This is a genomic window from Gordonia mangrovi (assembly GCF_024734075.1).
GTDB lineage: Bacteria > Actinomycetota > Actinomycetes > Mycobacteriales > Mycobacteriaceae > Gordonia > Gordonia mangrovi.
In genome coordinates this window covers 3,804,047-3,830,916 of the sequence record NZ_CP102850.1, presented here as the reverse complement: position 1 = coordinate 3,830,916, position 26,870 = coordinate 3,804,047, and the positions used below count along the sequence as shown (strand labels likewise).

General features: G+C 67.4%; 24 protein-coding genes and 1 tRNA gene. 8 read left to right on the top strand and 17 right to left on the bottom strand.

Translation table 11 applies throughout. From position 1 onward, the window contains the following. Window positions 1-180: 180 nt before the first annotated feature. The gene (locus NWF22_RS17405; protein ID WP_160902958.1) at window positions 181-2,682 is read right to left on the bottom strand and encodes a UvrD-helicase domain-containing protein; all 2,502 of its coding nucleotides are present in this window, start codon (window positions 2,680-2,682) and stop codon (window positions 181-183) included. 96 nt (window positions 2,683-2,778) lie between these two features. Next, entirely contained in the window at window positions 2,779-4,656 is a 1,878-nt protein-coding gene (locus NWF22_RS17400) for a hypothetical protein (protein ID WP_160902957.1), read from the bottom strand. On the opposite strand from NWF22_RS17400, the gene NWF22_RS17395 reads away from it, so the two are divergent. Together NWF22_RS17395 and pgi are read left to right on the top strand one after the other, a co-directional pair. After that, complete coding sequence (locus NWF22_RS17395) at window positions 4,655-5,038, top strand: chorismate mutase (protein WP_160902956.1); 384 nt, start codon at window positions 4,655-4,657, stop codon at window positions 5,036-5,038. The genes NWF22_RS17400 and NWF22_RS17395 overlap by 2 nt on opposite strands. Before the next feature lie 72 nt (window positions 5,039-5,110). After that, window positions 5,111-6,802, top strand: a complete 1,692-nt coding sequence (gene pgi / locus NWF22_RS17390; RefSeq protein ID WP_160902955.1) for a glucose-6-phosphate isomerase — start codon at window positions 5,111-5,113, stop codon at window positions 6,800-6,802. A 62-nt stretch (window positions 6,803-6,864) separates the two neighbouring features. On the opposite strand, the gene NWF22_RS17385 is transcribed toward pgi, so the two are convergent. After that, window positions 6,865-7,398 carry a hypothetical protein gene (locus NWF22_RS17385; RefSeq protein ID WP_160902954.1) on the bottom strand — a complete coding sequence of 178 codons (534 nt, stop codon included), beginning with the start codon at window positions 7,396-7,398 and terminating at the stop codon, window positions 6,865-6,867. Window positions 7,399-7,417: 19 nt separating this feature from the next. Between NWF22_RS17385 and NWF22_RS17380 the strand changes: the two genes are divergently transcribed. Next, complete coding sequence (locus NWF22_RS17380) at window positions 7,418-8,083, top strand: hypothetical protein (protein ID WP_258321190.1); 666 nt, start codon at window positions 7,418-7,420, stop codon at window positions 8,081-8,083. A gap of 11 nt (window positions 8,084-8,094) precedes the next feature. Here NWF22_RS17380 and NWF22_RS17375 read toward each other — a convergent pair whose 3' ends face one another. The 5 genes from NWF22_RS17375 to NWF22_RS17355 are packed head-to-tail and all read right to left on the bottom strand — an operon-like array spanning window position 8,095 to window position 13,358. Further along, window positions 8,095-8,844 carry an SDR family oxidoreductase gene (locus NWF22_RS17375; RefSeq protein WP_160902953.1) on the bottom strand — a complete coding sequence of 250 codons (750 nt, stop codon included), beginning with the start codon at window positions 8,842-8,844 and terminating at the stop codon, window positions 8,095-8,097. A gap of 53 nt (window positions 8,845-8,897) precedes the next feature. Further along, window positions 8,898-9,938: a pyridoxal phosphate-dependent aminotransferase gene (locus tag NWF22_RS17370; RefSeq protein ID WP_160902952.1), complete on the bottom strand. Its 1,041-nt coding sequence runs from the start codon at window positions 9,936-9,938 to the stop codon at window positions 8,898-8,900. Next, on the bottom strand, window positions 9,935-10,966 hold the full coding sequence (locus NWF22_RS17365) for a 3-oxoacyl-ACP synthase III family protein (RefSeq protein WP_160902951.1): 1,032 nt from the start codon (window positions 10,964-10,966) through the stop codon (window positions 9,935-9,937). The genes NWF22_RS17370 and NWF22_RS17365 overlap by 4 nt, the downstream gene beginning before the upstream one ends. Further along, window positions 10,963-11,628 (bottom strand): SRPBCC family protein, encoded by a 666-nt coding sequence (locus NWF22_RS17360; protein WP_160902950.1) that lies wholly within the window; start codon window positions 11,626-11,628, stop codon window positions 10,963-10,965. The genes NWF22_RS17365 and NWF22_RS17360 overlap by 4 nt, the downstream gene beginning before the upstream one ends. Further along, window positions 11,625-13,358 (bottom strand): thiamine pyrophosphate-binding protein, encoded by a 1,734-nt coding sequence (locus tag NWF22_RS17355; protein ID WP_160902949.1) that lies wholly within the window; start codon window positions 13,356-13,358, stop codon window positions 11,625-11,627. The genes NWF22_RS17360 and NWF22_RS17355 overlap by 4 nt, the downstream gene beginning before the upstream one ends. 216 nt (window positions 13,359-13,574) lie before the next feature. Here NWF22_RS17355 and NWF22_RS17350 point away from each other — a divergent pair, with 216 nt between their 5' ends. Next, window positions 13,575-14,975, top strand: coding sequence for a HAMP domain-containing sensor histidine kinase (locus NWF22_RS17350; RefSeq protein ID WP_258321189.1), 1,401 nt, complete (start codon window positions 13,575-13,577; stop codon window positions 14,973-14,975). A gap of 9 nt (window positions 14,976-14,984) precedes the next feature. Here the strand turns inward: NWF22_RS17350 and NWF22_RS17345 are convergent, their stop codons facing one another. Beyond that, the gene (locus NWF22_RS17345; protein WP_160902947.1) at window positions 14,985-15,650 is read right to left on the bottom strand and encodes a response regulator transcription factor; all 666 of its coding nucleotides are present in this window, start codon (window positions 15,648-15,650) and stop codon (window positions 14,985-14,987) included. A 6-nt stretch (window positions 15,651-15,656) separates the two neighbouring features. Next, on the bottom strand, window positions 15,657-16,550 hold the full coding sequence (locus NWF22_RS17340; protein WP_160902946.1) for an Fpg/Nei family DNA glycosylase: 894 nt from the start codon (window positions 16,548-16,550) through the stop codon (window positions 15,657-15,659). A gap of 25 nt (window positions 16,551-16,575) precedes the next feature. Here NWF22_RS17340 and NWF22_RS17335 point away from each other — a divergent pair, with 25 nt between their 5' ends. Further along, window positions 16,576-17,316: a 3'(2'),5'-bisphosphate nucleotidase CysQ gene (locus tag NWF22_RS17335; protein ID WP_160902945.1), complete on the top strand. Its 741-nt coding sequence runs from the start codon at window positions 16,576-16,578 to the stop codon at window positions 17,314-17,316. A 241-nt stretch (window positions 17,317-17,557) separates the two neighbouring features. Here NWF22_RS17335 and cobF read toward each other — a convergent pair whose 3' ends face one another. The 4 genes from cobF to NWF22_RS17315 form a co-directional block, all read right to left on the bottom strand. Continuing rightward, window positions 17,558-18,313, bottom strand: coding sequence for a precorrin-6A synthase (deacetylating) (gene cobF / locus NWF22_RS17330; RefSeq protein WP_160902944.1), 756 nt, complete (start codon window positions 18,311-18,313; stop codon window positions 17,558-17,560). Between the two features lie 7 nt (window positions 18,314-18,320). Beyond that, window positions 18,321-19,136 (bottom strand): SDR family oxidoreductase, encoded by an 816-nt coding sequence (locus NWF22_RS17325; protein ID WP_160902943.1) that lies wholly within the window; start codon window positions 19,134-19,136, stop codon window positions 18,321-18,323. A gap of 35 nt (window positions 19,137-19,171) precedes the next feature. After that, the gene (locus tag NWF22_RS17320; protein WP_160902942.1) at window positions 19,172-20,083 is read right to left on the bottom strand and encodes a sunset domain-containing protein; all 912 of its coding nucleotides are present in this window, start codon (window positions 20,081-20,083) and stop codon (window positions 19,172-19,174) included. 279 nt (window positions 20,084-20,362) lie between these two features. Then, window positions 20,363-20,803 (bottom strand): SRPBCC family protein, encoded by a 441-nt coding sequence (locus NWF22_RS17315; RefSeq protein WP_160902941.1) that lies wholly within the window; start codon window positions 20,801-20,803, stop codon window positions 20,363-20,365. A 59-nt stretch (window positions 20,804-20,862) separates the two neighbouring features. Here NWF22_RS17315 and NWF22_RS17310 point away from each other — a divergent pair, with 59 nt between their 5' ends. Continuing rightward, complete coding sequence (locus tag NWF22_RS17310) at window positions 20,863-22,344, top strand: MFS transporter (RefSeq protein WP_160902940.1); 1,482 nt, start codon at window positions 20,863-20,865, stop codon at window positions 22,342-22,344. Here NWF22_RS17310 and NWF22_RS17305 read toward each other — a convergent pair. Together NWF22_RS17305 and NWF22_RS17300 are read right to left on the bottom strand one after the other, a co-directional pair. After that, complete coding sequence (locus NWF22_RS17305; RefSeq protein ID WP_160902939.1) at window positions 22,304-22,969, bottom strand: nitroreductase family protein; 666 nt, start codon at window positions 22,967-22,969, stop codon at window positions 22,304-22,306. The two genes, NWF22_RS17310 and NWF22_RS17305, sit on opposite strands and share 41 nt — an antisense overlap. 40 nt (window positions 22,970-23,009) lie before the next feature. Then, the gene (locus NWF22_RS17300; RefSeq protein ID WP_160902938.1) at window positions 23,010-23,516 is read right to left on the bottom strand and encodes a MarR family winged helix-turn-helix transcriptional regulator; all 507 of its coding nucleotides are present in this window, start codon (window positions 23,514-23,516) and stop codon (window positions 23,010-23,012) included. 84 nt (window positions 23,517-23,600) lie between these two features. Here NWF22_RS17300 and NWF22_RS17295 point away from each other — a divergent pair, with 84 nt between their 5' ends. Continuing rightward, window positions 23,601-24,839 carry an FUSC family protein gene (locus NWF22_RS17295; RefSeq protein WP_373691931.1) on the top strand — a complete coding sequence of 413 codons (1,239 nt, stop codon included), beginning with the start codon at window positions 23,601-23,603 and terminating at the stop codon, window positions 24,837-24,839. Between the two features lie 275 nt (window positions 24,840-25,114). Here NWF22_RS17295 and NWF22_RS17290 read toward each other — a convergent pair. Then, window positions 25,115-25,187, bottom strand: a tRNA-Arg gene (locus NWF22_RS17290). Between the two features lie 293 nt (window positions 25,188-25,480). Between NWF22_RS17290 and NWF22_RS17285 the strand changes: the two genes are divergently transcribed. Further along, window positions 25,481-26,752: an acyltransferase gene (locus NWF22_RS17285; RefSeq protein WP_233751290.1), complete on the top strand. Its 1,272-nt coding sequence runs from the start codon at window positions 25,481-25,483 to the stop codon at window positions 26,750-26,752. Window positions 26,753-26,870 lie beyond the last annotated feature (118 nt).

The window sequence follows — 26,870 nt, the reverse complement described above, 5'->3', positions numbered from 1 at the left end:
CACGGCAGCCGACAGAACCCAAGAATTCGCCGACAGAACCCTCAGGTTCCGGCGAAACTTTCGCTGGAAACTCGGGGAGGGTTTTGTCGGCGAATTCTTGGGTTCTGTCGGCGCGAAACCGGGTTCTGTCGGCCTCCGTGCTGGGCGCGATGCGCGCTCGGGTGCGGTTGGCGCGGGCCGCTAGAGCTTGTCGCCGGGGAGACCGCCGGCGGTCAGGAGCGTGACGCGCCCGACGTTGCCACCGAAGTCGAAGGTGATGCGTTCGGTGGCGCCACTGCCCTGCTTCTCCACGGCCTTGCCCATCCCGTACTTGGGGTGGTTGATGCGGTCACCGACCTCGTAGTGCACCTGTTTGTTGCGGCCACGGGTCGGATCCGACGAGTACGAGGAACGACCGAGGCGGTCGCTGCCGAAACCCGAGTCACCCCGCCCGAACACGCCACCCGTCGACCCGAGATGCCGACTCGTCGACCGACGCGGCTCAGCGCGACGCCAGTCGAGTAGGTGTTGCGGAATCTCTTGCAGGAAACGGGATTCCGGGTTGGACACCGGCTGACCCCAGGATGCCCGCGTCATCGAGCGGGTGAGGTACAGCCGCTCCTTGGCGCGCGTGATGCCCACATAGGCGAGGCGTCGCTCCTCGCTGAGTTCAGCCGGATCACCCAGCGCCCGCATGTGCGGGAAGTGTCCGTCTTCCCAGCCGGTCACGAACACGACCGGGAACTCGAGGCCCTTGGCCGTGTGCAATGTCATCAGCGTCACCACGCCGTCACCCTCGTCGGGCACCTGGTCGGCGTCGGCCACGAGCGACACCTTCTCCAGGAACGCTGCCAACGATCCGGGTTCGGGCTCACCTTCTCTCGCGTCGGCGGCCTCGTCGTCGATGTCATCGAGGTCGACGTCGTCGGAGGCGGCCAGGCCGGCCGCATCGGCACTGAATTCCCGTGCCACGGCGACTAATTCGTTGATGTTGTCGAGGCGCGCACCGTCCTGCGGATCACGGGAGGCCTCGAGTTCGGCGCGATAGCCGGTGCGGTCGACGATGGCGTCGACCAGCTCGCCGATGTCGGCGCCCTCCTCGGTGGCGTCGACGACGGCGACGTCCTCACCGCTCTCCCCGGCACCACCGAACGTCGCCACGAAATCGTTGCGCAGACCCTCGATCAACTCGACGAATCCGCCGATCTGCTTCACCGCACGCGTGTTCAACAAGGGCACCTTGCCCTCGGCGCCTTCCACGAGCGCTTCGTAGAAGCTGATCCCCAGATTCTCCGAATGCACGGCGACACACGCCTCGGCGCGGTCCCCGATACCGCGTCGGGGGGTGTTGAGGATGCGACGCAAGCTCACCGCGTCGTCCGGGTTGGCCACCACCCGCAGATACGCGACGACGTCGCGCACTTCCTTGCGCTCGTAGAACTTGGTGCCGCCGACCACCTTGTAGGGGATGCCGTGGCGGACGAACACCTCCTCCAGCGGACGTGAGCCGGTGTTGGTGCGGTAGAACACCGCGACGTCGGAGTACGAGTGACTCGACGAACCGCCGATCGAATAGTCGGTGAGGTCCTCGATCTCCTTGGCGATGAACAGCGACTCGTCACGGTCGGAGTCGGCCACATAGCCGACGATCAACTCACCATCACCGGAATCGGTCCACAGGCGCTTGTCGCGCCGGTTCTCGTTGCGGGCGATCACCGCGTTGGCCGCGGACAGGATCGTCTGGGTGGAGCGATAGTTCTGCTCCAGCAGGATCGTCTCGGCGTTCGGAAAGTCGCGTTCGAATTCCTCGATGTTGCGGATGGTGGCGCCGCGGAAGGCGTAGATCGACTGATCCGCGTCGCCCACCACGCACAGTTCCGACGGACCGACCGGCGAGTCGGGATTCTCGTGACCCACCAACTCCCGGACGAACACGTACTGGGCGTGGTTGGTGTCCTGGTACTCGTCGACCATCACGTGCCGGAAGCGCCGCCGATAATATTCGGCCACCTCCGGGTGGCGCTGCAGCAGCGCCACCGTCTCACCGATGAGGTCGTCGAAGTCGAAGGCGTTCGCCGACAGCAACCGCCTCTGGTACTCCGCATATATCTGTGCGATCACCTCGACCACCGGCTCGGCGTCGGTCGCCTTCTCGAGCGCCTCGTCCGGACCGATCAGCTCGTTCTTCAGATTCGAGATGCTGACCGCGACCCCACGCGCGCTGAACTTCTTGGGGTCGAGATCCATGTCCCGGATGATCATGCCCAGCAGTCGTTTCGAATCATCCGAGTCGTAGATCGAGAAGTTCGAGTTCCGCTTTCCCAGCAGTGCCGACTGGGCCCGCAGAATGCGCACACACGTCGAGTGGAAGGTCGAGACCCACATGTAGGCCGCACGGGGACCCACCAGGTCGATGACCCGCTCGCGCATCTCGGCAGCCGCCTTGTTGGTGAACGTGATCGCCAGGACCTGCCCGGGCGTCGTGTCTCGCGCGGCGAGCAGGTAGGCGATCCGGCGGGTGAGCACCGCGGTCTTGCCCGAACCCGCGCCGGCGACGATCAGCAGGGGCGGACCGGCGTGCAGCACCGCCGCGCGCTGCTGGGGGTTGAGACCGAGGAGGAGGCGGGCGGTGGGGTCATCGGGTGCGGCCTCGACACCGGCTCCCGGGGAGCCGTCGGCCGTCGCGCGGATAGAGCTTGTCATCAGGAAACAAGGCTACCCCCGACCGCAGACAGACCCGATGAGCGTCCCAGCCGCGTCCGCCGATACCCACGAACGGCCACCACGGCAGCCGATCCGTCAGCCGACCAGTCGGGCCTCGGCCACCTCGCCGACGCGGCCCTCCCCGGTGTGCAGTGCCAGCCCGGGCGTCAGCGGCCGTATCGAGATGCCGTGTCCGCGGCCTTCGAGCTGGACATAGGCGACGTGCAGACCCGCTTGCACCGTCACCTGCTGTGCGGGTCCGTCGTCAAGCGCCATCTCGATCTGCCCCGGGATGTTCGCGCAGTAGCCGACCCCGATGGTCCATCGCCACTGCAGCAGCGGCCCGGACAGCGACAGTTCGGTGGGACCGGTGATCTCCGGTCGGTCACAGGCACCGCGGCCCGGCTCGATCGTGCGGGCGGGGGTCACGGCTCCGTCCACCATGCGGCCGCTGCTGTCGAGGACCTGCAGCCGGTCGGTGGTCACCCCGAATTCGGGGCGCTCCCGCAGACGTCCGAACGTGTGGCTGATCTGGTTGTTCGGGTAGGCGACCGGCAGCAGGACCTCCAGCGGCAGCGCCTGATCGAACATGGTGTGGTCCTGGTGGTCGGCCAGCGAGCGTTTGGCGTTGGCGAGGTAGTCGCCGGTGGGATCGTCGCGCCACGACGAGGAGAACGACGCCAGCGAGATCATCGCCGACGCCACCGCGAGCGCACCGACGAGCGCCACGGCCAGGACGCCGGCCTGCCGCCGCTCGGGCCGAACGCCGGTGTGTCGTCCCGGAGCGTGGCGGCACGACGGTGGCGATGAGATGATCAGCGCGATCGCGATGGTGATGACCAGCGCGGTGTCCGGTAGGTATCGCATCGTCTGCGCGAGTTCCAGCGCGGTGTTGGCGCTCGAGCGGTTCCACATCACCGGGATCTGCGCGGCCACCACGTACACGATCACGCAGGCCACGACCGCGAGTGCGCCGCGCCGCATCATCACCGCCCACACGACGAGGGCCGCGAGCACCAGCCACCCGAGCACGATCATCCAGACGGGTGCGAATCCCATCGGTGGGCTCGGCACCCATCGCTCCCATTCCCATGGCCCGCCCACGAACGACGGCACCACCGCGTTGTTGATCGACCGCCACACCAGCCGCAGGGTCTGGCTGATCGAGTGCTCACCGGCGGTGGCGTCGGACACGGAGAAGAACACCAGCAGCCACACCACGAAGACGCCGCCGAGCACCACCCACAAGGTGCGGGCCCCGGTGAAGGCGCGGATCAGCGCGGTTTCCGTCGGTTCCGTCGAGGCGTCGAGGCGATCAGTGTCGCTGCCGACCGCGGTGTCATCGGGGCGTCCGCGGACACCGCTGCGGGCACTCAGCGTCGCGGCGGCGAACGCGACCGGCAGGATGAACAGCGACTTCTCGAAGAACGCCAGCGCCACGACGAACACCACCGTGGATCTGATCACGATGAACCGGGCATCGTGCCGACGGCCGCCCGACCGCACCAACAGCACCGCGTCGGCCACGATCCACGCCATCGCGGCCTGCAGTGGCAGCGAATTCAGCGCTGCCGCCCACCATGCGAAGGCCGGCACCGTCATGGGGCTGAACAGGTAGAACGCCAGCGCCGCGAGCGCACCGATCCCCGCCTGAGGTGCCAGTACCCGGATCATCCGCCACACCGCCAGCGAGGCGAGCGCCTGCAGGACCACCAGCGTGACGGCCGGGACCACCCAGTTGACCGGCGCGATCACCGTGGATACCCCCGCCACCAGAAATGCGGCGGGCATGAAATGCCCGTCGTGACTGTGTCCGAGGTAGTCCCAGCTCAGAATCGGGTTCGACGACGCACGCCCGATCAGGACGAGGTCATCCCAGTAGAAGTTGCCGGTCGCGGCGAGCCAACCGCGGACCACCAGTTGTGCCACGATCATGGTGATCGCCACCGACCAGATCGTCCGCCTGCTGAGCATGCGGTCCAGTCTCACGGCGTGGTGGGCGCGTGGCAAAATCGACCGGGTGACCGACGCCAACACCCCTGACGAGCGGACCTCCGCCGCCACCCCCTTCGACGCGGATGCCTACGACCTCTCCGACGACGTGTCGACGTTGGCCGACGACATCGACGATCTGCGGCTGGAGATCGACCGGCTCGATGCGATGATCCTGGCCGCCATCAAGCGGCGATCGGCGGTCTCGAAGAAGATCGGGGCGGCCCGAATGGCCTCCGGCGGCCCGCGGTTGGTGCACAGTCGCGAGGTGAAGGTCCTCGACCGGTTCGCCGAACTCGGACAGGAGGGCCACACCCTCGCGATGCTGTTGCTGCGTCTGGGGCGTGGCCCACTCGGCCGATAGCGGCGTTGCCGTCGGCGGCTCCCGTCGTGATGAGGATCGCGGCCCGGGGCCCGACAGCATAGGGTGAGACCCATGAGTGACGTCTCCGGCAGCGACCTCGACATCAGTGACCACGACGACATCACCGCCACCCAATCCTGGCAGGCCCTTGCGGCCCATCAGCCGCACGTCTTCGCCATGCACCTGCGCGAGGTGTTCGCCGTGGATCCCGACCGCGGCCGGGAGCTCACGCTCGACGTCGGTGACCTGCACATCGACTACTCCAAGCATCGCGTGCTGCGCGAGACCATAGAGCTGCTGTGCAGCCTCGCGCGCGAGGCCGGCCTCGAGGAACGCCGCGACGAGATGTTCGCCGGTGTGCACATCAACACCTCGGAGGACCGAGCCGTCCTGCACACCGCGCTGCGCCTGCCGGCCGATGCCGCACTGACCGTGGACGGCCAGGATGTGGTCGCCGACGTACACGAAGTCCTCACCGCAATGGGCGAATTCACCGACCGGCTGCGCAGCGGTGAATGGCAGGGCCATACCGGCAAGGCGATCACCGACGTCGTCAACATCGGCATCGGTGGGTCCGATCTCGGACCGGTGATGGTGTACCAGTCGCTTCGTCACTACGTCGACAGCGACATCCGCTGCCACTTCGTCTCCAATGTCGATCCCGCCGACATGGTCGGAACGCTGGCCGACCTCGACGCGGAGACAACGCTGTTCATCATCGCGTCCAAGACGTTCACCACGCTGGAGACGCTGACCAACGCGGCAGCCGCGCGCACATGGTTGCTCGATCAACTCGGCGCCGGCCCGGATGCGGTCGCCAAACACTTCGTCGCGGTCAGCACCAACGCCGACGAGGTGGCGAACTTCGGCATCGACACGGCCAACATGTTCGGGTTCTGGGACTGGGTGGGCGGGCGCTACTCGGTGGACTCCGCGATCGGGTTGTCGGTGATGGCGGCGATCGGCAAAGAGCGTTTCGGTGAATTCCTCGATGGTTTCCACATCGTGGACGAACACTTTCGGACCGCCCCGCTGGAGCAGAACGCTCCGGTCCTGCTCGGGCTGATCGGCCTCTGGTACAGCAACTTCTGGGATGCGCAGACCCGAGCGGTCCTCCCCTACTCCAACGACATGGCACGCTTCGCGGCGTATCTGCAGCAGCTGACCATGGAGTCCAACGGCAAGTCCGTCACCGCCCACGGGCATCACGTCACCACCGAGACGGGCGAGATCTTCTGGGGAGAACCCGGAACGAACGGACAGCACGCGTTCTACCAACTACTCCACCAGGGCACCCGCATGGTGCCCTCGGACTTCATCGGATTCGCCGAACCCACCGACGATCTGCCCACCGCCGACGGCACCGGGTCGATGCACGACCTCCTGATGAGCAACTACTTCGCGCAGACCAAGGTGCTCGCCTTCGGTAAGACCGCCGACGAGATCGCCGCCGAAGGGGTTGCGCCGAATGTGGTGGCGCACAAGGTGATGCCGGGCAACCGACCGTCCACATCGATCCTCGCCCCGAAACTGACGCCTTCGGTGATCGGCCAGCTCGTGGCCCTCTACGAGCATCAGGTGTTCGTCGAGGGAGCGATCTGGGGCATCAACCCGTTCGATCAGTGGGGTGTGGAACTCGGCAAAACCCAGGCAAAGGAACTGCTCGGCGTCATCGTCGATGATGCATCCCCTGCGGCACAGGGCGATTCGTCGACCGACGAGCTGGTGCGGTGGTACCGCGCTCACCGCGGCCGGTCGGCCTGAGGGCCCTTCAAGGCCCTTCGTGACGCTCGGCTGGCGCCTCGCTCCTCAGGGACCAGGGAACGCTACTGCCAACGGGTTTCGTCGAACACCTCGTCGGGGATCTCGTCGCCCGGCTGCACCCCGAGCTGTTCGAGTCGCCCCATCAGTGCGGCGGCCACGGCGATGAAGGTGACGAGATCCTGCGGATCGGTGGACCGCTCGGCCGGGTCACCGCCCATGAACTCGTGCACCGACGGCGGCACGCAGTCCCCCATGTCGATCGACCGTTGCCCGGTGGCGGTGCGCCACGCGTCGAAACTGATCGAATCGACCGCATCGGCGATGTCGCCGTTGCGGACCGCGGCGAGTACCTCGCCCACCGACGCGAGCGGGCCACTGCTGCCGCTGGACGGATCGAAGCCGACGACCGTGTCCGCCGGGATCTCGCCATCGTCGTCGAGGGTGAAATAGACGATGCCACGCCAGTCGGCGCCCAACGCCGAGACGTCGTCGCGCCCGAAGACGTCCGACAACACCTCACTGACCTCGCCCCGGCGTCGCTCCCCGAACAACTGGAACGCGCCATGGGCCACAACCTGTCCCTGCTTGGCCGACACATCGGCTACCTTACGCAACGTGAGGCCTCGCCCGATCGCGCCACCGCTGCGGCGGCGTGTGGTCGTGTCCGCGATCGCCGCGGCAGTACTGCTGATCGCCGGCTGTGCCGCCTCGACGTCAACCTACACACCGACACCGACGTCGGTACCCACCAGTGCGGAGGTGACCGTCCCGGCCGGTCCGGTCGAGCTCACCGAGCCGAGCACCGCGCTGGGGTTCGGGGACACCGCGGTGCTGCCCGCGAACGCATTCGCCGCGACCGGCCCGCGGGCCATGTTCACCGTCACCGGGATCACCCCGGCCGAGGGTGTCCCCGACGACATCAGCAACGGGGGTACGGCGTACTTCCTGTACGTGACGGTCACCTCGCTGGCGGGGCAGCCTATCGCAGCCCCGTCGGTCATCGGACTGAGCGGCAGTCCCGACGGTCGGACGCCGACCTTCACCCGTGCACCCACACCGAATCTCACGGGCTGCCCGGCCACGGCACCACCGGAACAGATGCGGCGCGGCGAGTCCTACACCGCGTGTCTGATCTCGGTGTCCGATGCCGGGCAGCGGCTCGAGCGGGTGATCTACTGGGCCGACACGAGTTCGGACACATCCCTGGATTACAAGAGCGCACCCGTGGTGTGGGCGCCACCAGGGCTGTCGGCGGCACCGTCGTCGGCGCCCGCGGGTTGACCCCGCCGGCGTCACACCATTCGGCGGGTGATAGCCGACGGCAGGTAACGCAGCGCCAGGGCGATCGGCCGCCATGGCCATGCCGGGACCGGCGCCCATGCCGACTCCTTCTCGATGGCCGCGACCATCGCGGCGACCCCCTTGTCAGTGTCGGTCATCAGTGCGGTCTGCACACCGCGGTTGATGTCGGTCTCGATGTACCCCGGCAACAGCACGGAGATGGAGATGGGCGAGCCGGCGAACTCGGCCTGCAGTCCCTGTCCCAGCGCGGAGAGTCCCGCCTTGGACGCCGAATAGGCGGCCTGGGCTTTCGGCAGGCCGCGTATCGCGCTCATCGAACTGATCAGTACCAGGTGGCCATGGCCCTGCGCCCGGAAGATCTCGAGAGCCGCCTCGGTCTGCGCCAGCGCTCCGACCAGGTTCGTCTGGACGGTCTCGAAGTTCGCCGCGGCGTTACCCGTCCCGATCGGCGCGCCCTTTCCCAGCCCGGCGTTGACGATGACCCGATCCAGACCACCGAGCTCCTCGGCGAGCCGCGCGAAAACCGGTGCGACGGATTCGGTGTCGGTGACATCGAGACGCGCGGTGGCGACCTGGGCGGCGGTCGGGCGCAGCTCGCCGGCCAGCGCATCGAGACGATCGAGCCGCCGAGCACACAATGCCAGCGCGCGGCCGTCGGCGGCGAACCGGCGAGCCATGCCCTCGCCGAGTCCGGAACTCGCGCCGGTGATCAGGATCTTCTGCCGTGTCGTTGCGGTCACGGCCCCCAACCTACCGACCGTGCCAAGCCCCACGCGGAGCACCCGCGACGAACTCAGGCGGTCATGGCGGTCACCCGCAACGCCTGGATCAGGCGATCGGTACTGTCCGCGTCGCCGACGGTGATGCGGATGCCGTCGCGGCCGACTTCTTTGGTCAGGACACCACAACTGCGCAGCAGTCGACCGATCTCCACACCCTCGTCGCCGGGTACGAACAGGAAGTTGCCCTGACTGGGCAACGTCGGGCAGCCGATCGCGGCCAACATGTCCTGCAGGCGTCGGCGCTCCTGCCGCATTGCCCGAACACGCTGTGCGAGTTCGGCGTGGGCGTTCAATGCGGCAGGGACGGCGGCGATGGCGGCCGAACCGACCGCGAACGGTATCTCACCACCACGCAGCGACTCGATGATCGGTGCCGATCCGAAGGCGTACCCGACTCGGAGCGCCGCCAGCCCATGCGCTTTGGAGAATGTCCGCAGCACCAGGACGTCATCATGGTCGGCGACGAGGGTGAGCACGTCCGGTGGGTCGTCGCAGAACTCGACGTAGGCCTCGTCGATCACGATCAGCACACCCGGCGGGATCGCCTCGATGAATGTGCGGAGCGCATCGGTGGTGAGCACCGCACCTGTCGGATTGTGCGGCGTGCAGATGACCACGGCCATCGTGTCGGCCGTGACCGCCGCGCGCAGCGCGGGTAGATCGACGCCGCCGACGTCGGAGAGCCCGACGGGATCGATGCGCAGCCCGGCGCTGTGCGCGAGAATCGGATAGCCGTCGAATGTGGGCACAGACGTCACGAGCGACGGTGACCGGACATCCGATACCCGCGCTCTGCGTCGGCACTCGCCGAAGACGGCCAACGCCACGCCGGTGGCCCCCGCACCCACGGTGACCTGATCCGCCGCGATCCCGAGGTGGTCGGCTATCTGGGCGCGCGTGCGGTCGGGACGGAAATCCGGATAGTGGTGGACGTCGGCCAGGCCCTCCCGGAGTGCCGCCGAGACCGACGGCAGCGGGCCGTAGGCCGATTCGTTGAGATCGAGCCGGACCGTCGCGTGCGGTCCGCCTGCCGGACGCGAGCGCGACCTCATGGGCGGCCACCCCACCGCAGTGCCGCGGCCCCGGCGAAGTCGCCGGCGTGCGCGAAGGCAGCGGTCATCACGATGTCGCCCACCCGAATCCGTCCGTCGCCGACCGCGGCGTCGAGGGTGACCGGAATACCGACGGCGAACAGATTGCCGCACTCGTCGAAGGTGTCCGGGTGCCGTTCGGAGGGCAGTTCGAGCGCTTCGCGCCAGTTGCGAAGGAAGATCCGATTCGGCTGGTTCGTGATGAACCAGTCGAGGTCTCGTGGCGCCACCCCGATCGTGTCGGCGACCTCGATGGCGACTTCGGGCACCATCCGGTTGCCGCGCGCGAGCACTTTCGCGATCTTGGCCTCGGTGAATCCGATGTGGAGCTGTCCAGAACCGGCCTCCCAGTACTTACGCGGCGGATCGGCGACCCCGGTCATGTCCCCGGAGTACTGACCGAACGAGTGACATGTCACCCCGAGGACCTCACTGCCCCGGCCGCGGTCGAGACCGATCACCGCGACCGCCGCACCATCGCCTGGGATGGACGCCTGCGGTTTGCCGCGCACCTGTGGTTGGGTGAAAACCTGGGCGGCACTGTTCTGCGCCAACCCCAGCAAGGCCGTGCGGCCTCCATTGGCACGCAACAGCGCGCCGGCGAGGTCGATCATATGGACGAACGCCGCGCACCCGCCGTTGTGCACGTCGAGGACGGTCGACGGCCGCAGTCCAAGGCGATGTGCCACCTCACCGCCACATCCGCGGATCGGGACCTCGGGCAGCTGACTGTGAGTGAGGACGACGTCGATGTCGTCGAGGAAGTCCGGGCCGTTGCGTTCGGTGAGAGTCTTCGCGGCCGCGATCATCATGTCCGCGGATGTCTCGCCGTCGGCGGCATGATGCCGGAAGGACGGCGCACGGAACATGGCGTTCCCGGTCAGATCGTCATCTTCGGCGTATTGCGCGAAATAGTCTGCCGGGACCCGCTTCTCCGGCAGGTAGCCGGCCAGGTCCACGAGGGTCAGATCGGTGTCGGCGATGGTCATGACCGCATCCAATCCGGGGTGATGGGCAGCTGATGGTGATGGCGGTACTCCGCGATCGCGGTGAGGTTCTCCAGTTCGAGTTGGTGGCCGGCAGAGAACGTATCCCAGAAGTCACCCACCCAGACCGGCCGCTCGGGCGGCGCCGTCTCGGGGTAGGGATTCTCGTCATAGAACGGATGCCGACAGTTGCACCACAGCACCACCGAGCCCGGCTTGTCGAGCACCACCTGGGCATCGACCACCCGCATCAGGTAGATCATCCACAGGTGCCGTCCCTGGTCCCAGGCACAGTGGTAGTCGACAGTCATCGCCGCCGGGTTGGCGATGGTGCGCACATAGATCCTGGTGTCCGATCCCAACCGGTCCTCGGCGACCCACAACCCGTCCTCATCGGTGCGGGTGAATCCACGCAAGCTGTATGTCCATTCTTCGAGTGATCGGGTGTCGGCGAGCCAGTCGTAGAGCTCCCGCGGTGGCGCATCGACGAAACCCTGCACCGGACAGAAGTCGCCGTAGATCTGATCGTGCGGATAGACCGAGCGCAGCCGGTCGAGCAGGATCGGGGTGGCGACCTGACGCGGATGTGACTCGATGCGGGTCAGCCCATCCAGGGTCGCGGCCGCGTCACCGAGGTCGGAAAGGGCCGGTAGCACAGTTGTCATGGGGATCCTTTCGGGATGAGGGGGGCAAACGGCGGGATCTCGTCGGGATCCACGTCGACCACCAGGCAGTTCGGTCCGGGCTGCGACAGCAGGTCGGCTGCCGCCTCGCGGAGCTCCGTGAGGTGTGCTGGATGGGCCACGGTGAGCCCGGCGAACATGGCGGCCAGTCCCGCGGCGATGTCGGTGGGGCGAAATCTGTTGATGCTGGGGGTGCTCGGAAAGAACTGCCGCTCCCGGGTGATACACATCCCATGGGCATCGTTGTTGAGGATCACGAAGGTGACCGACGCGTCGAACTCGATCGCAGTGTGGATCTCCATACCGTGCATGAAGAACGAACCGTCGCCGGCGATCACCACGGTGCGCTCATCGGTGCCGGCGATCGCCGTCCGGATGGCATTGCCGACGCCGGCCGCCAGCGCATACCCCATGCCACCCATGCCGAGTGCCACAACGAATCTGCCGTGTCCCCAGGGAAGGTGATGGATGGCAGCCGCTCCCGCGTTGCCGGCATCGGCGAACACCGTGGTGCCGGGTGCGAGTGCCGCGCCGACGGTCTCGACGACGGTTCGCATCGTCGGCCCGGGCGTGGCTGTCGGCGGTACCGGAAGTACGTCGATCTCACCCGAGGAACGACCCGGCGGATGGTCGAGGATCGCGCTCACCCGTTCGGTCAGATAGCCGAGCGCTGCGCCGAGGTCGCCGCAGGGCAGGTGATCGACGTCGCGGTACCTCGGTGCGTGTGCGCCGAGATGGATCACCCGCCGGCCGGTGAGCACGTCGTCGAGGCCCGCACGGTCGGTTATCGACATCCGGCAGCCCACGACGAGGCACACCGACGACCGTTCGAGTGCCCGCCGGGCCGAGGGATGTCCCATCACCCCGGTCACGCCCGCGCATCCGTGACCACCACACAGGATGTCGCGGCCGCCGGGCGATGCCACCACCGTCGCTCCCAGAGCGTCCGCGAGTCGGTCGACCGGCTCCCGCAGGTCCGCGACCGACGCCTCGTCACCGGCCCAGATCGCCACGCGGCCCGCAGAGCCGGCCACCTCCGCGCACAGTTCCCCGGCGAGGCGGTCCAGATCGGGTATGACGAATCCCTGGTTGTCGTGTCCTGTTTCGACGTGTACGAGCCGTCCGGACTCGGGCATCACCGAGGCCTGCACGTCCTTCGGCAATAGGATGGCGGCCGGCAGCGATCGGTCCAGCGTCGCCAGCGCGGTCGCCAACGCCGCCGGGACCTCCTCGGCCGAGGTGACCACACAGCACGAACCGGTCACCGCCGACATCACCGCGGCGACATCGATGGTGTCGGGTGGCGACAGCATGTCCTGGAACGCACCGCGTCCGACCAGCGCCGATGGCGCGGTGCCGATGATTGCGAGCACCGGCACTCGGCTGTCGTAGGATTCCGCCAGCGCGGCAACGACGTTCAGCGCACCGCCGCCAGATGTGGTCATCACCGCGGCAGGGCGGCCGGTGATCCGGGCGGCACCATCGGCCATCGCCCCCGCGGCGAACTCGTGTTTGGCCACGACCGGAGTCATTCCCGGGAGCCGGACTGCCGCGTCGTAGAGGTCCTCGACGTTGGCGCCGTGAACCCCGTAGACCACCGAGATCGAATCTGACAACAGTTGTTGCACAATGTAATCCGCGACTGATACCGTACCTCGAGGTCCGGCCTCCGACAGATCGGTGGCCGGGTTGCGACGAACGGTGGCGGTCATGGGCCAACTGTGCGTCCCGGCACCTGAAAAACCGCTGAAGACGACGAGCGGGCAAGCCCTGTCATGCATTCAGACGACCTCCTACCATGTGCACACACGTGCGGTGATCGCCGACGGCACGGGCCATCGTCGACGCCGTGAGGAGCGCCGATGATCCGATGGTCTGGTCCAGAGTCACGCCGACCGGCATTTCTGCGGCGCCACCAAGGGCTGAGGGTGCAGTCCACCGTGGTCGGGACGCTGCTGGTGGCGCTCGCACTCGTGATCGGCGCAGTCGCGATGTTGGTCATGTTGCACCGCGCCGACAGTCGATCGATGTACGACTCGACGAGCTACCGTGCCTACGAGACGGCGGACTACATCCGTGATGCCGGCGTCGCCGCGATACCGAGCGAGGAACTCGTCGCCGGCACCGGCGTCGACATCATCCAGGTGATCGACTCCGCCGGTCGGGTGGTGGCCGCCTCGCCGGGCGCGCCCGGCGAGGCCATCACCGATAGGCAACCGGCTCCCTGGACATCGGTGACCACGGAGCAGCACATGGTTCCCGACGACGAGGACGAGTACTGCGCGACGATTGTCGGCGCGGCGCACGCGGGCGACCGCTTCACGGTGGTTGCGGCGGTCGCCAGCGGCCCCTATCGCGACGGACTGTTCCATACCGCGGTCATTCTGGCGGCGGGTCTGCCGCTACTGGTCGCTCTCGCGGGTGTGGTCATCCACTACTTCGTGGGCCGCGCGCTGCGTCCGGTCGGCGAGATCACTCGGCAAGCCACCATGATCACGAGCTACGATCTGTCGCTGCGGGTTCCGGTCCCGGCCTCCGACGACGAGATCACCGGACTGGCCACGACCATGAATGCGATGCTCGATCGCCTCGAGAAGGGCCGCCAGACGCAGTTGCGCTTCATCGGCGATGCGTCCCACGAGATGCGCAGCCCGCTGACCACCGTCGTCGGCATCCTCGACCTGGCCGACGACACCGACTCCGATGTCGACCTGGACACGGTTCGCACCATTCTGCTGCCCGAAGCCCGGCGAATGCAGAACATGATCGATGATCTGTTGCTGCTGGCGCGGGCCGACGAACGTGGACTCGCCGTGCGCAGCGACGATGTCGATCTCGACGACCTGGTCGTCGACGAGGCGCGTCGCCTGCGGGCGCTCGGTCTGACGCAGGTGACCACCACCATCGTCCCCATCAGAGTGACCGGTGACCGCGACAAACTCGCCCGGGCGCTGCGCAATGTCGCCGACAACGCCGCCCGCTACGCCCGGTCGCAGGTGCGGTTCGACATGCACCGCGACGACGATGCCGGCACCGCGACGATCCGGGTCGTCGACGACGGTCCCGGTATACCCGCAGACCAGCGGGCCGACGTCTTCGACCGATTCACCCGACTCGACATCGATCGTCGGAACCGGAGCGGTTCGGGCCTCGGGTTGTCCATCGTCGCGGAGATCATCCGAGCACATGGCGGCACCGTCCGTATCGAGGATCCACCTGAGAGGCACAGGTCCGGGACGTCGTTCGCGATCACACTGCCGACCACCGCGGTGTCCGCGCATCGGACGCCGGCACCACCGGATACCGAACTCGCACCACCGAACCGCTGACGCCGCGTCTCAACCGATTCGGTAGCCCGCGCCGCGCACGGTGACTATGCTGCGCACGCCGAACGGCGCGTCCACACGCTTGCGGAGATAGGCGATGTAGACCTCCACGATGTTGGGATCACCTTCGAAGTTCTGGTCCCACACCGAATGCAGGATGTCGGCTTTGGACACCACGGTGCCGGTGTTGCGGATGAGGTACTCCAGGACGGCGAATTCCCGTGGCGTGAGGGAGATCGGACTGTTCCCGCGCCGCACCGTGTGGTCGGCGGGGTCGAGCACCAGGTCGTCGACGACGAGCTGGGCGGGGCGCTCCGGTGCACCTCGTCGGAGCAGCGCACGCAGCCGCGCCTTGAGGACCACCACCGAGAACGGTTTGACCAGGTAGTCGTCTGCGCCGAAGTCGAGCGCCTCGGCCTCGTCGTACTCGCCGTCCTTGGCGGTCAGGACCAGCACCGGCGTCCAGATGTCGCGGGTCCGCAACTCCCGCAGCACGGCGAATCCGTTCATCCCCGGCATCAGGATGTCGAGCACGATCACATCGAAATGACCTTCCGACGCACGCCACAGACCGTCGGTCCCGTCGTGGGCGACGGTGACCGCCCAACCGTCGGTGACGAGCATCCGGCGGACGGTTTCGGCGGCCCCCGAGTCGTCGTCAACGACGAGCGCGTGCACCGTGGCTCATTTCAGCAACCGCGACATCCGGCGGTCGGCCAACACCTTTCCGCCGGTCTGGCATCCGGGGCAGTACTGAAACGATCGGTCGGCGAATGAGACCTCCCGGATCGTCTCGCCGCACACCGGACAGGGCAGTCCGGTGCGGGCGTGCACCCGCAACCCGGTGCGTTTCTCGGACTTGAGTCGAGCCACCGTCTGGCCTTCGAGCCGGCCGATGGCATCGGTCAGCACCGTGGTCATCGCGTCATGGAGAACGTCGACCTGCTCGGGACTCAGTGACTTGGCCGACGCGAACGGCGACAGCCTGGCGGTGTGCAGGATCTCGTCGGAGTAGGCGTTGCCGACCCCGGCCAGCACCCGCTGATCGGTCAGCACGTTCTTGATCCGACCGGTCGTGCCCGACAGGATGGCACCGAACTCGTCGCGGCCGATGGCGAGCACGTCGGGTCCCAGCGTGGCGATGCGCTCCACCTCGTCGACGTCCCGCACGATCCACACCGCCAGACGCTTCTGGGTGCCGGCCTCGGTGACGTCGAAACCCTCACCCGGCAGCCCGCAGTGCACGCGCAATGCGATCGGGCCCTTGCCGCCGGGCCGCGGTGGCGTCGGGGAGAGTTGGTCGCTCCACCGCAGCCAACCGGCGCGCGACAGATGAATGACCATGACGATCGTCGGGTCGGCGGAGTCCGCGGCATCCGCTCCCGGCATGGTCCGCATGATCAGGTACTTGCCGATTCGGCTCACCGATTCGACGATGCGCCCGGCGAGTGCGCTGTACGGCGGGTCGGCGGTCTTCAGCACGGCGAGCGAGGCCACGTCGACCCGGCGGATCGGCAGTCCGGCGGCTCGTCCGTCGACGTAGTCGGCGATCGCCGCCACCTCAGGAAGCTCAGGCATGTCCCCAGTGTGCTCTAGTAGACGGATGATCTCGCGCCTTTCCGACGCCGACCTGGCGGCTCACATCGCCGAGGGCGCGGGGCAGATCCTTCTGGGCGTCCGGCACGGCGATCTGCTGACCGGCCGTCACCTCGGTGACATCGGCGACGCGATGGCCCAAGCGTGGATCGCCAATGTCGTCGTACGTCACCGGCCACACGACGCGGTGCTGTCGGAGGAGGGCGCCGACATCGGCGACCGATCCACCACCGACCGCGTGTGGATCATCGATCCGCTCGACGGCACGCGTGAGTTCGCCGCCGGGTCCGCCGACTGGGCGGTCCATGTCGCACTGACCCACGACGGCGAGGTGACCGATGCCGCCGTCGCGCTGCCGGCCGTAGGCGAGGTCTTCCGGTCCGACACCGTCGTGCCTCCCGACGGTCCGCTCACCGGACGGATGGCGGCCTCGCGCTACGGCGGATCGTACGAGAGCGCGTGGGTGTCACGACGGCTGTCGTTGGGCATGGTCGGGATCGGTTCGGCGGGTGCCAAGGCGATGGCGGTGGTCCGCGGCGACGTCGACGCCTACGTGCATGCCGGCGGACAGTACGAGTGGGACAACTGCGCGCCGGTGGGCGTTGCACAAGCCGCCGGCCTGCACTGCAGCCGTCTCGACGGAACACCCATCGTCTACAACCGACCACAGCCGTACATGCCGGATTTCGTCATCTGTCGCAAGGAGATCCGCGACGACCTGCTCGGCGTCATCGACGAGATCTGGTGAGTTGGTCGGCTGGTTTCGATACGACCTTCGGCTAGTGTCCCGCGTCGGAAATTCGTTTCATGAGTTCGGCGGTCCAGGTGGATGCATCGCGAGGCGGCGGAGGAAGCAGGTACTGGATGTACCTGCGACGACGCCAACGAAGCGAGGCGCCGCCTGGGCGTCGAAATCATCAACGAATTTCCGACGCGGGACACTAGCGCCTCGCGCTACTCAACCAGCAGAATGCCGGCCTCTGCGGAAGTCAGGACTTGCGCAGTAGGTAGATGTCCATGATCCACCCGACCCGTTCGCGGGCTCGGGCACGGACGGCGACGATGCGGTCGGCGACGTCGGCGACGCGACCGGAGATCAGGATCTCGTCGTCGGTGCCCACGTAGGCGCCCCACCAGATGTGGTCGTCGGGATCTGCCGTGCGGCGGAAGGTCAGATCGCCGTCGAGCATCACGATCTGGTTGCCGTCCGCACCGGCCGGGGTCTCGGCGAGGCGACGCCCGGTGGTGATGTGGATGGGTTCGCCAATGCGATTGGCGGTGATGCGGTGCGCTGCGGTGAGCGCACTCGCGCTGGTGACACCAGGAATCACTTCCACGTCGATGTCGAGGCCGGAGTGCTCGCACAGATCGTCGACGATGCGCAGCGTGCTGTCGTACAGCGCCGGGTCACCCCAGACCAGGAAGGCGGCCACCCCACCGTCGACCAGTTCCCCGGTCAAGACGTCGGTCAAGACGGTGGCGCGGGCCCGATGCCAGCGTTTCACCTCGGCGTCGTAGTCGTCGGGGGCGCGATCTCGCGGTGGGTCGGCGACCTCGATGACGCGGTGTGTGGGTGCGGCGTGACGTGCCAGGATCTCGCGCCGGGCATCGGCCAGGGTCTGCTTGGCCTGCCCCTTGTCGAGCATCAGGAAGACATCGACGTCGGCGAGCGCGTCGACGGCCTGCAGGGTGAGCTGCCGGGGGTTTCCGGGCCCGATACCGATGACCCGCAGGGCGATCCGCATCAGGCGCTCAGCTCCGGATCTTGCGCAGGCCGTGTTTGCGCGCGGTGATGTCCAGGATCAACTGACTTGGCAGCAGGCGCCGCAGCGCGAACACCAGCCCTGCTTGGTTGCCTTTGGCGTAGAAGGGCTTCGGATGTTCGGCCAACGCCGCGTCGACGATGACCTGCGCCATCGTGGACGCGGCGATTCCGGCGTCCTCGTTCGTGCGGGTCGCGGCGGCCAGCGTCTGGTATTCGGCCGCATACGGCGATCGGTCGCCGATGTGCACACTGCGCCGCTCGCCGATACCGGTGGCGATGGTGCCGGGTTCCACCGAGATCATCCGGACACCGTACGGGGCGACCTCGCGACGGGTGGCGAGCGCGAATGCCTTCAGAGCGGATTTTGTTGCGGCGTAGTTGGATCGGAATGCCACCGGAAAGCTCGAGAGCATCGACCCGACCATGATGACGGTGCCGCTGCCACGTTCCCGCATACCCGGCAGCACCGCCTTCGTCAGTGCGATGGGCCCGAAGACGTTGACCCGGAACAGATTCTCGATCGCGTCCATCGAGGTGTCCTCGAGTGCCCCGGCCTGACTCTCGCCCGCGTTGTTGACCAGGATGTCGACGATGCCGACGTGCTCGACGCAGGCCACGGCACTGTCGTAGTCGGCGTTGTCGAGTGCGACGTAGTGGACGCCGCGGATCGGGTCGGCCACGGTCTCGGGATTTCGGCTGGTGCCGTAGACGGTGTGGCCCTGCTCGACGAACTGTCGCGCGACCTCGGCACCGATACCGCTCGACGCCCCGGTGACCAGCACGACCTTGGACTGTGCACTCACACCGAACACCGTAGCGCGTCGGGGGCCCTCGTCGGTCAGTCGGCGTCGGACCTGCGAAAGTGCGCCGATTCGGCCGCGGATTCGCTGGCGAACCAGATGTCGGCCACCACGGCGTCGAACTGGGGCGAGCCCGGCACGTGATAGGTCCCGGAGGAGGCGTCCGCCTTGACCGGATAGCCGTCGGGTCCACGCCCGGGTTCGTCGAGGGGCAGGTGGGCGCCCAGCGGCACCGGGACCTTGTCGCCACCGCGGTAGTAAGATCCGACGCCGTCGCCGGATGCCGGCTGTGCCGCACCGATACCGAGCTCGGCATCGTCGGGCGGCGCCATCACCTCGGAGAGGTCCTCTGCCATCAGTTCCTCGAGCGACAGTGGCATCGTCAGATCGCTGACGCCAGTTGTCGGCCCGTCAGCCGGGCCCACCGGTGGCGACGCTTCGTCGAGTTCCGACACGGTTGCAGAAGGACCATCGCCGCCGGCCTCTGTGCGTATCGGCGCCACGGGCACCTCAGCCACTTCCGCCACCTCGGCGGACGGCTCATCCGTCGTCATATCCCCGCTGATTGTGGCTTCTGCCTGCTCCGTTGGTGCCACGTCAGCCGACGTCGCGGCCTCGGGGCCGACCTCGTCCGGAGGGAGGAAGGCCGTAGCGGCGGCGTCCTGGTCGGGATACTCCGACACCACGGCCTCGGGCCGGGCTGCCCTCTGACGGAATGTGCTGAACAACCAGATCAGCAGTAGGCCCACGAGAATGAGCAGAAACGGGATCAGCAGCCACCACCAGTCGCTGCCATCGGTCTCGTCGGCGGCGTTCGTATCGGCGCCGGAAGCACCGACTCCGGCTGGATCGGCACGTGCCTGCGACCCCATGAGGAGCACCCAACTCGCTGCGGCCGTCAGGCCCAGCGCTATGACGGCCGTCCACCGTGTTCGTCTGTGTGTACTCATGCTCTGCGTGTACTCATCGTCATGGCGCCCCGATCACGTTGTCATCGAAGTTGATCGATCCTGTCATCCGCGGCGGATGAAACCGCCCATGATATCAATCTTTTCAATTCGCCAATCGAACATACACCGATACGACGGTGACAACCGGTAAGCGCGCGCAAGCCCTTTCGCTTCATGGGAAAGGCCCCGACAATCGAACCACCCGAGGCAGGTCGACATTCGTCGACCTGCCTCGGAAATGCATTCTCCGGCGCCATTTCTGGCGCGCACGTAGCCCGGTCAGGCGAGCCGGGACACCTGCTCGACGAGATTCTTGTCTGTCTGGCGCACGGCTTGGCCGGCAAACGGTTCCACGACGGTGCCGAGCGCCCGTCCGGCAAGGCCACCGGGCAGTGTGTAGACGAATTCGACATCGACCTGCGTCCCCACGCCGACGTCGATGAAGTTCCAGGTGGTGTGGGCCGAGAACCCTTCGACGGACTCGAGCCGGATGAGTTCGTTCTCGACCCAATCCACGGTCTCCACCGTGGACCTCAGGGTCTTGGGACCGACTTTCATCGTCACCGCGAATTGCGACCCGAGCCCCTCGGTGGCCGCGGTTACCGGGACGAAACTGCTGACGCCGAAGAAGAAGTTCGGCACATTCTGATGATCGTTGATGTAGGCGAACACTCGATGACGCGGAACCTCGAGCGATGAACTGTGGCGGACCGTCCCCATTGTCGTTTCCCTCCCGGTTTCCCTTGACCACGCACCGCCGGTCAGATATCCGTCGGAGCATGCCGGATCAGGACCGTTCGTCACCGCCCGGTTCCGGCGCACCCGACTCTGCCACACCCGGAACCTGGCGGGAACTGTTCGACCGCGGCCACCGCGCCGCGGTCACCGTGTTCGCCGGCGGGATCGCGGTCTTCGCGATCAACACGTACCTGACCGCCGCGTCGCTGCCGACGGCAGTCGCCGACATCGGTGGCCAGCGGCTCTATGCATGGGTGATGACGGTCTTCCTGATCACCTCGGTGTTCTCGTCAATGCTGGTGACCCGAACGCTGTCCCGGTGGGGTGCCCGCGGCGCCTACGTCATCGCTTTCGGCCTCTTCGGTGCCGGCTCCCTGGTATGCGCACTCAGCCCGGCGATGCCGGTCATGCTCGTCGGCCGCGGACTCCAGGGTCTCGGCGGCGGATTGTTGACCGGCCTCTCGTTCGCGGTCATCCGGGTGGCGCTGCCGGAACGACTCTGGGTGCGGGCGGTGGGGTTCGCGTCGGCGATGTGGGGTGTCGGCAACCTCATCGGTCCACTGCTGGGTGGGTTCTTTGCCCAGATCGGGTTCTGGCGGGGATCGTTCTGGCTGCTGGTGGTCGCGTCCGTGGCAATGAGCTGGTTCGTCCGAGCGTTGCCGTCCCGCCGGCGCGAGGCACGCGACGCCGCCGCTCTGCCGTGGGCGTCGCTGGGCTGGCTGGTGGCGGCCACCGTCTGCGTATCGGTGGCCGGCATCGTGGACGGCCTGCGGACACCGCTGATCCTCGTCGCGGTGGCCGTGGTGCTGTCGGCCGGTTTCGTCCTGGTCGACCGACACACCGTCGTCGGACTTCTGCCGCGGCTGACCTATACCGGCGGCAACCCGCTCAAGTGGATCTACGTCTCCATCGCGGTACTGGCCATCGGGTCGACCGCCGAGGGGTTTGTTCCGCTGTTCGGCCAGCAGATCGCGGGGATGGCACCTCTGGTCGCCGGCATGTTGGGTGCGGCGTTGTCCTGGGGATGGTCGAGTGCGCAGCTGGCCAGCACCACGTGGGCGAACGGTCGGCGTGCCACGACGGTCCGGATTCTGGGTCCCGGACTCCTGGCCGCCGGACTCGCGGGGTACGGACTTCTCCAGTTCTCCTCCGCCCCGGCGGTCGTCGCGGCCTGGTTTCTCGCCCTCTTCGTCGCCGGCGCAGGCATCGGAATGGCTTTCCCGCACATCGCGACCGCCGCAATGACGATCACCCGGGACGAGACGGAGGCGGCGCGGGCGTCGGCCGGCATCAACACGGTGCAGATGGTGGCCAACACCTTCGGTTCCGCACTGGCAGGACTCCTGGTGAGCGTGGGCGCGACCGTCGGCGCCGGCACGGACGATCCGACGGTGACGTCGGCGCGGTTCCTGACATTCGGATTCGCGGCGGTCGCGGTGGCAGGCGTGGTCGCCGCGGTGGCATCGGTGCGGCCGGCGAGGGTCAGCCCGCGAAGGCCGGGCCGTCGTACCGATCGATCGTGACGAAGTCTTCGACCGGCTGTCGACGCAGCTTCGTCAACTGCTTCACCGGTTTTCCGATCGGCACGACGGCCGCGACGGCATGGTCGGCGGGGAGACCGAGCAGTTCACGCACGGCCGGTTCCTGGGCGATGGCCATCGATGTGATGTTCCCGCCGAACCCCTCTGCGCGGGCGCCCATCAGGATGTTCCAGATCAGTGGGTACACACTCGCGCCACTGACCAGGCCCACCCGGTCGAGGTACTGGTCGACCGCCGCGACTCGACCCAGATCCACCGAGACCACCAGCACCACGGGCGCGCGACGGATCGGTTCGACGAAACTGCCCGGCACGGCGGTGGAGTCGATGACGTCCTGCGGAACTGCCGACGGCGCCACCGGATTCCACGGGTTCTCACCGGCGTTTCGCTGGGCCACGTATCGCCGGACCGTCGGCTCACCCAGTTCGCTGAGCCGCTGCTTGGTGTCGGCGTCACGGACCACGACGATGTGGGCCCCCTGCCGGTTGCCGCCGCTGGGCGCAAAACGCGCGTTGTCGAGGATGCGCCACAGCACCTCGTCGGGCAACGGATCGTCGGTGAACTGCCGTGCGGCGAAGGTGGTCCGCATGATGTCGTAGAGCTCCATGCGTCCACTATGCCCCGCGCGCCGTGCGGCGTAGCGCATCTCAGACGTGAACCGCCACCGAGACCTTGCGCAACAACGCCGCCAACGACTCCCGTTCGTGGGGACTCAGCCCCGCCAGCGCGGCCTCGTCGTCGGCGAGGCGGCGCGGCAGTTCGGCGTCGACGAGTTCGCGACCGGCGTCGGTGGGCTCGAGCAGCACCACCCGACCGTCCCGCTCGGACTTCCGGCGCACCAGCAGTCCGCGGCGTGCGAGATTCTCGGTGATCTTGGTGATCGAGGCACCGCTGAGCATGGTCGTCGAGACGACCTCGCTGGCACGCAGCGGCCGCGGGGAGCGTGCGAGCGCGCCGAGCACGTCGTACTCCGAGCGGCTAACCCCGTGCGGCTCGAGGTGGCGGTCGAGGCGATGGTTGCCGGCGGTGGCGATGTGCTGGATACGGCCCAGAATGCCGATCGGCCGCATGTCGAGGTCGGGATACGCCTTGGCCCACTCGGCTTGGATCCGATCGACGACATCGGGCACTTCTGGGCCGGTCACAAAGGTCATCGTAGGCCTCCTCGCCCGCCCGCCATGTGATTCACCACCACGCTGCATTTATTTCACTACTAAAATAGTGATAAAGTACCCGTCGTGTCGATCTCCCTTGCCGAGCACGCACGCACCCGCCGCGGCGCGCTCACACATGCCGTTCGCCCGTCGGTGTGGTGGGGATCGATGTCGGCCGACCTCGACCGACTGTCCGTGGCCGCGCCATTGCGAGTGGGGCTGGCGGTCGCCTGCACACTGATCGTCGGCGGGGCGTCCGGACACCGCGACGTGGCGGGCCTCGCCGCACTGGGCGCATTGATCGCCGCGTTCTGCCGAGCCGATCCATACCGGGTGCGCGTGGGCCGCCTCACCGTTCTCGCGATCGGAATCGTCGGGTCGGTGGGGCTCGGCGCCGTCCTGGGACTCACCGACGCTCCGGTGGCCGTCGAGATCGCGGCGATCGCGTTACTGGGCGGCGCGGCCGCCCTCGGAGTTGCCGCACTCCACATCACCGGACCCGGTGCGATCGTTTTCGTCTTCGCCGCCAATGCCGCCACCGGATTCACCGACGACGCGACAGACCTCACTCGGGCACTGCCTGCCACGGCAGTGGGTGCCGTGGTGGGTGCCGGCGCATCCCTGGCACCGTGGGCCTGGCACCGTCACCGGGCACGCCGCCGCGGGACTCTCGACCAGCCGCCTGCGCTGCGATACGAACCGCTCCGGCAGATGCTGCGTCGTCGGCCCCGGCCCGAATTGCTCGCCAACAGTGGCCGGATCGTGGTCGCCACGGCGTCGAGTGCAGCGATTGCGGCCGCTATCGGTCTCTCGCATCCGGTGTGGGCAGCGATGGGCGCCCTCGCGGCCATGCAGGGCGTGTCGTATCACCTGACCGTCGAGCGCGGCGTGCAGCGCCTACTCGGCAACGTCGTGGGCGGCGTCGTGGCAGCGGCATTGCTGGGTGTCGGCCTCGGCTACTGGGGCGCGGTGATCGCGATCGTGATCTGCCAGATCACCGCCGAGGTCTGGGCGCCGGTCAACTACGCGGTCACCTCGCTGGCGGTGACCCCGATGGCGATGCTGCTGATCGCGGTGAGCGCCGGACTCAGCCCGCAGGCAGCAGTCGACCGCGTGGCCGACACGCTGATCGGGGTGGTGGTCGGGATCGTGGTGGCCGCGCTGACGATCTCGGGCCGCCACGCCTTGCCTGCCACTTCGGTAACGCGGCAGCCCGCTCTCACGGTTCCCGTCGGCGCACGCGAACCGACGTCGACGAACCGCGCAGTCACACACGACCCGCGCACCCGGAGGCGGCAAGGATGTCACCGTGCGCCCGCGTGAATCTCTTTCAAACCATGCAGTGGGCGCACACCAGCCGGAGGCTGGCAGGGATGTCACCGTGCGCCCGCGTGAATCTCCTTCAAACCACACAGTGGGCGCACACCAGCCGGAGGCTGGCAGGGATGTCACCGTGCGCCCGCGTGAATCTCCTTCAAACCACACAGTGGGCGCACACCAGCCGGAGGCTGGCAGGGATGTCACTGTGCGCCCGCGTGAATCTCCTTCAAACCACACAGTGGGCGCACACCGACCGGAGGGCGGCAAGGATGTCACTGTGCTCCCGGCAGGATTCGAACCTGCGACACCGGCTTTAGGAGAGCCGTGCTCTATCCCCTGAGCTACGAGAGCGGATCGGCCGGACCGGCCGACCACAGTGGAGTGTACGGCACCCCAGATGCGGCTCGGTGGGTCGTCTCCGCGGACCCGCACGGCCGCCCCACCACTCGCACCACAGCGCGAGGGCCCCCACCGAAACCGCCCAAATGAGCGTTGTCGCCTGTGTCCCAAACCACACACAAGCACGACTCCGCGACCCTGACCAGCACAAACTCCCTCAGCCGCGCGAATCGCTGATTCTTCTGCCAGGAATAGCCCGTAAACTGCGCGACGCATGGCCATCGGAATGACCAGGAGGGGTGGAGTTGCACAACGGCGCCGATATGACGCCGGCGGGGACGCGTGACAGCGTCACTGCTCCCGGCACCACCACCATCGCGCACGGGGCTGCGCCGGACGGCGCCGCACGTGCAACCGCGAAGGCCGACCGCGCCCACACCGCCGACCTCGTCCGGGTCCTGCTGTTCGCCGGCGTGGTGGTGGCCCACAGCATCAACGGCATCAACACGACGCCGGATGTGATCCGGTCGAGCAACCTGGTCGGCACACTGCTGCATCTGACCCGCTACGGATTCGTCGCGGTGACCCTGTTCGTGTTGGTACTCAGCACCCGGGACCGGCCGATGTCGCCGGGCACGTTCTGGCGACGCCGCTTCGGGCTGGTCGTCTGGCCGTACCTGCTGTGGACGGTCATCTATGCGATCACCGACCACCTCGTCATCGCGGGCAACCCGTTCGGATCGCCGTCACAGTTCATCGGTGATCTCGGTGTGAACATCGTGAACGGTGAGGGCAAGTATCAGCTCTACTTCCTGCTGATCTCCATGCAGATCTACCTGGCCTTTCCCGCCATCTCGTGGCTGCTGCGCCGTACCGAGAACCGCCACTGGGTGGTGCTCGGCGCGGCCGGCGCAATCCAGATGACGATGTTCGTGATCTACCAATATCTGCCGCGGCCACCGGGCGACGGCTGGGTCGTCGTGTACGAGAACCTGTGGAAGACGCTGCCGATGTATGCCCTGTTCGTGGCGATCGGCGCATTGGCCGCCCATCACCACGAGACCGTCGAACGTTGGCTACGCGACCACGCGGTGTGGGTGATCGCGGCGGGCCTGATCGCGACGACGTTCAGCGTCTGCGCCTACCTGCTGGCAACCTCGCCGGGCAACGTCCCACTACAGTCCAACACCCCGTGGAACCCGGCCACCCTCCCGTGGCTGGTGGGCGGTCTGGCAATGCTGTGGCTGGCGGCGATGGGCTGGAACGACCTGCGCGCCGCGGGCCGGTCGGTGGGCGCCCGCGCGGTCAGCGCCGCGACGGTCCGCGCCTTCGGCGTCTTTGCAGTCCACCCGCTGATCCTCGACCTCTTGGGTCGTTTCGGTTTCATGTCGGGACTTTTCGAGTGGTTCCCGAACTCGGCTGCGCTCCGGTCGGTGATCCTGGTCGTGGCGACGCTGGTCCTGTCGTTGCTACTCGTCGATCTGCTGCTGCGTACGCCACTGAGCCGCTGGCTCGTCGCCCGGTCGCGGATCCCGCTGCGCGCTCGCGACCGAAACGTCCAGAATTCACACAAGTGACGCCAGTTTTCCTGGTCGTCACATCCGGGAAATGGCTCAGGTATCTCCTGCCCATAGCGTCGTATCGCTTGCACAACGAGCTCGCCGGGGTCTGTGGTCCGGCGAGCGACGAACCCAG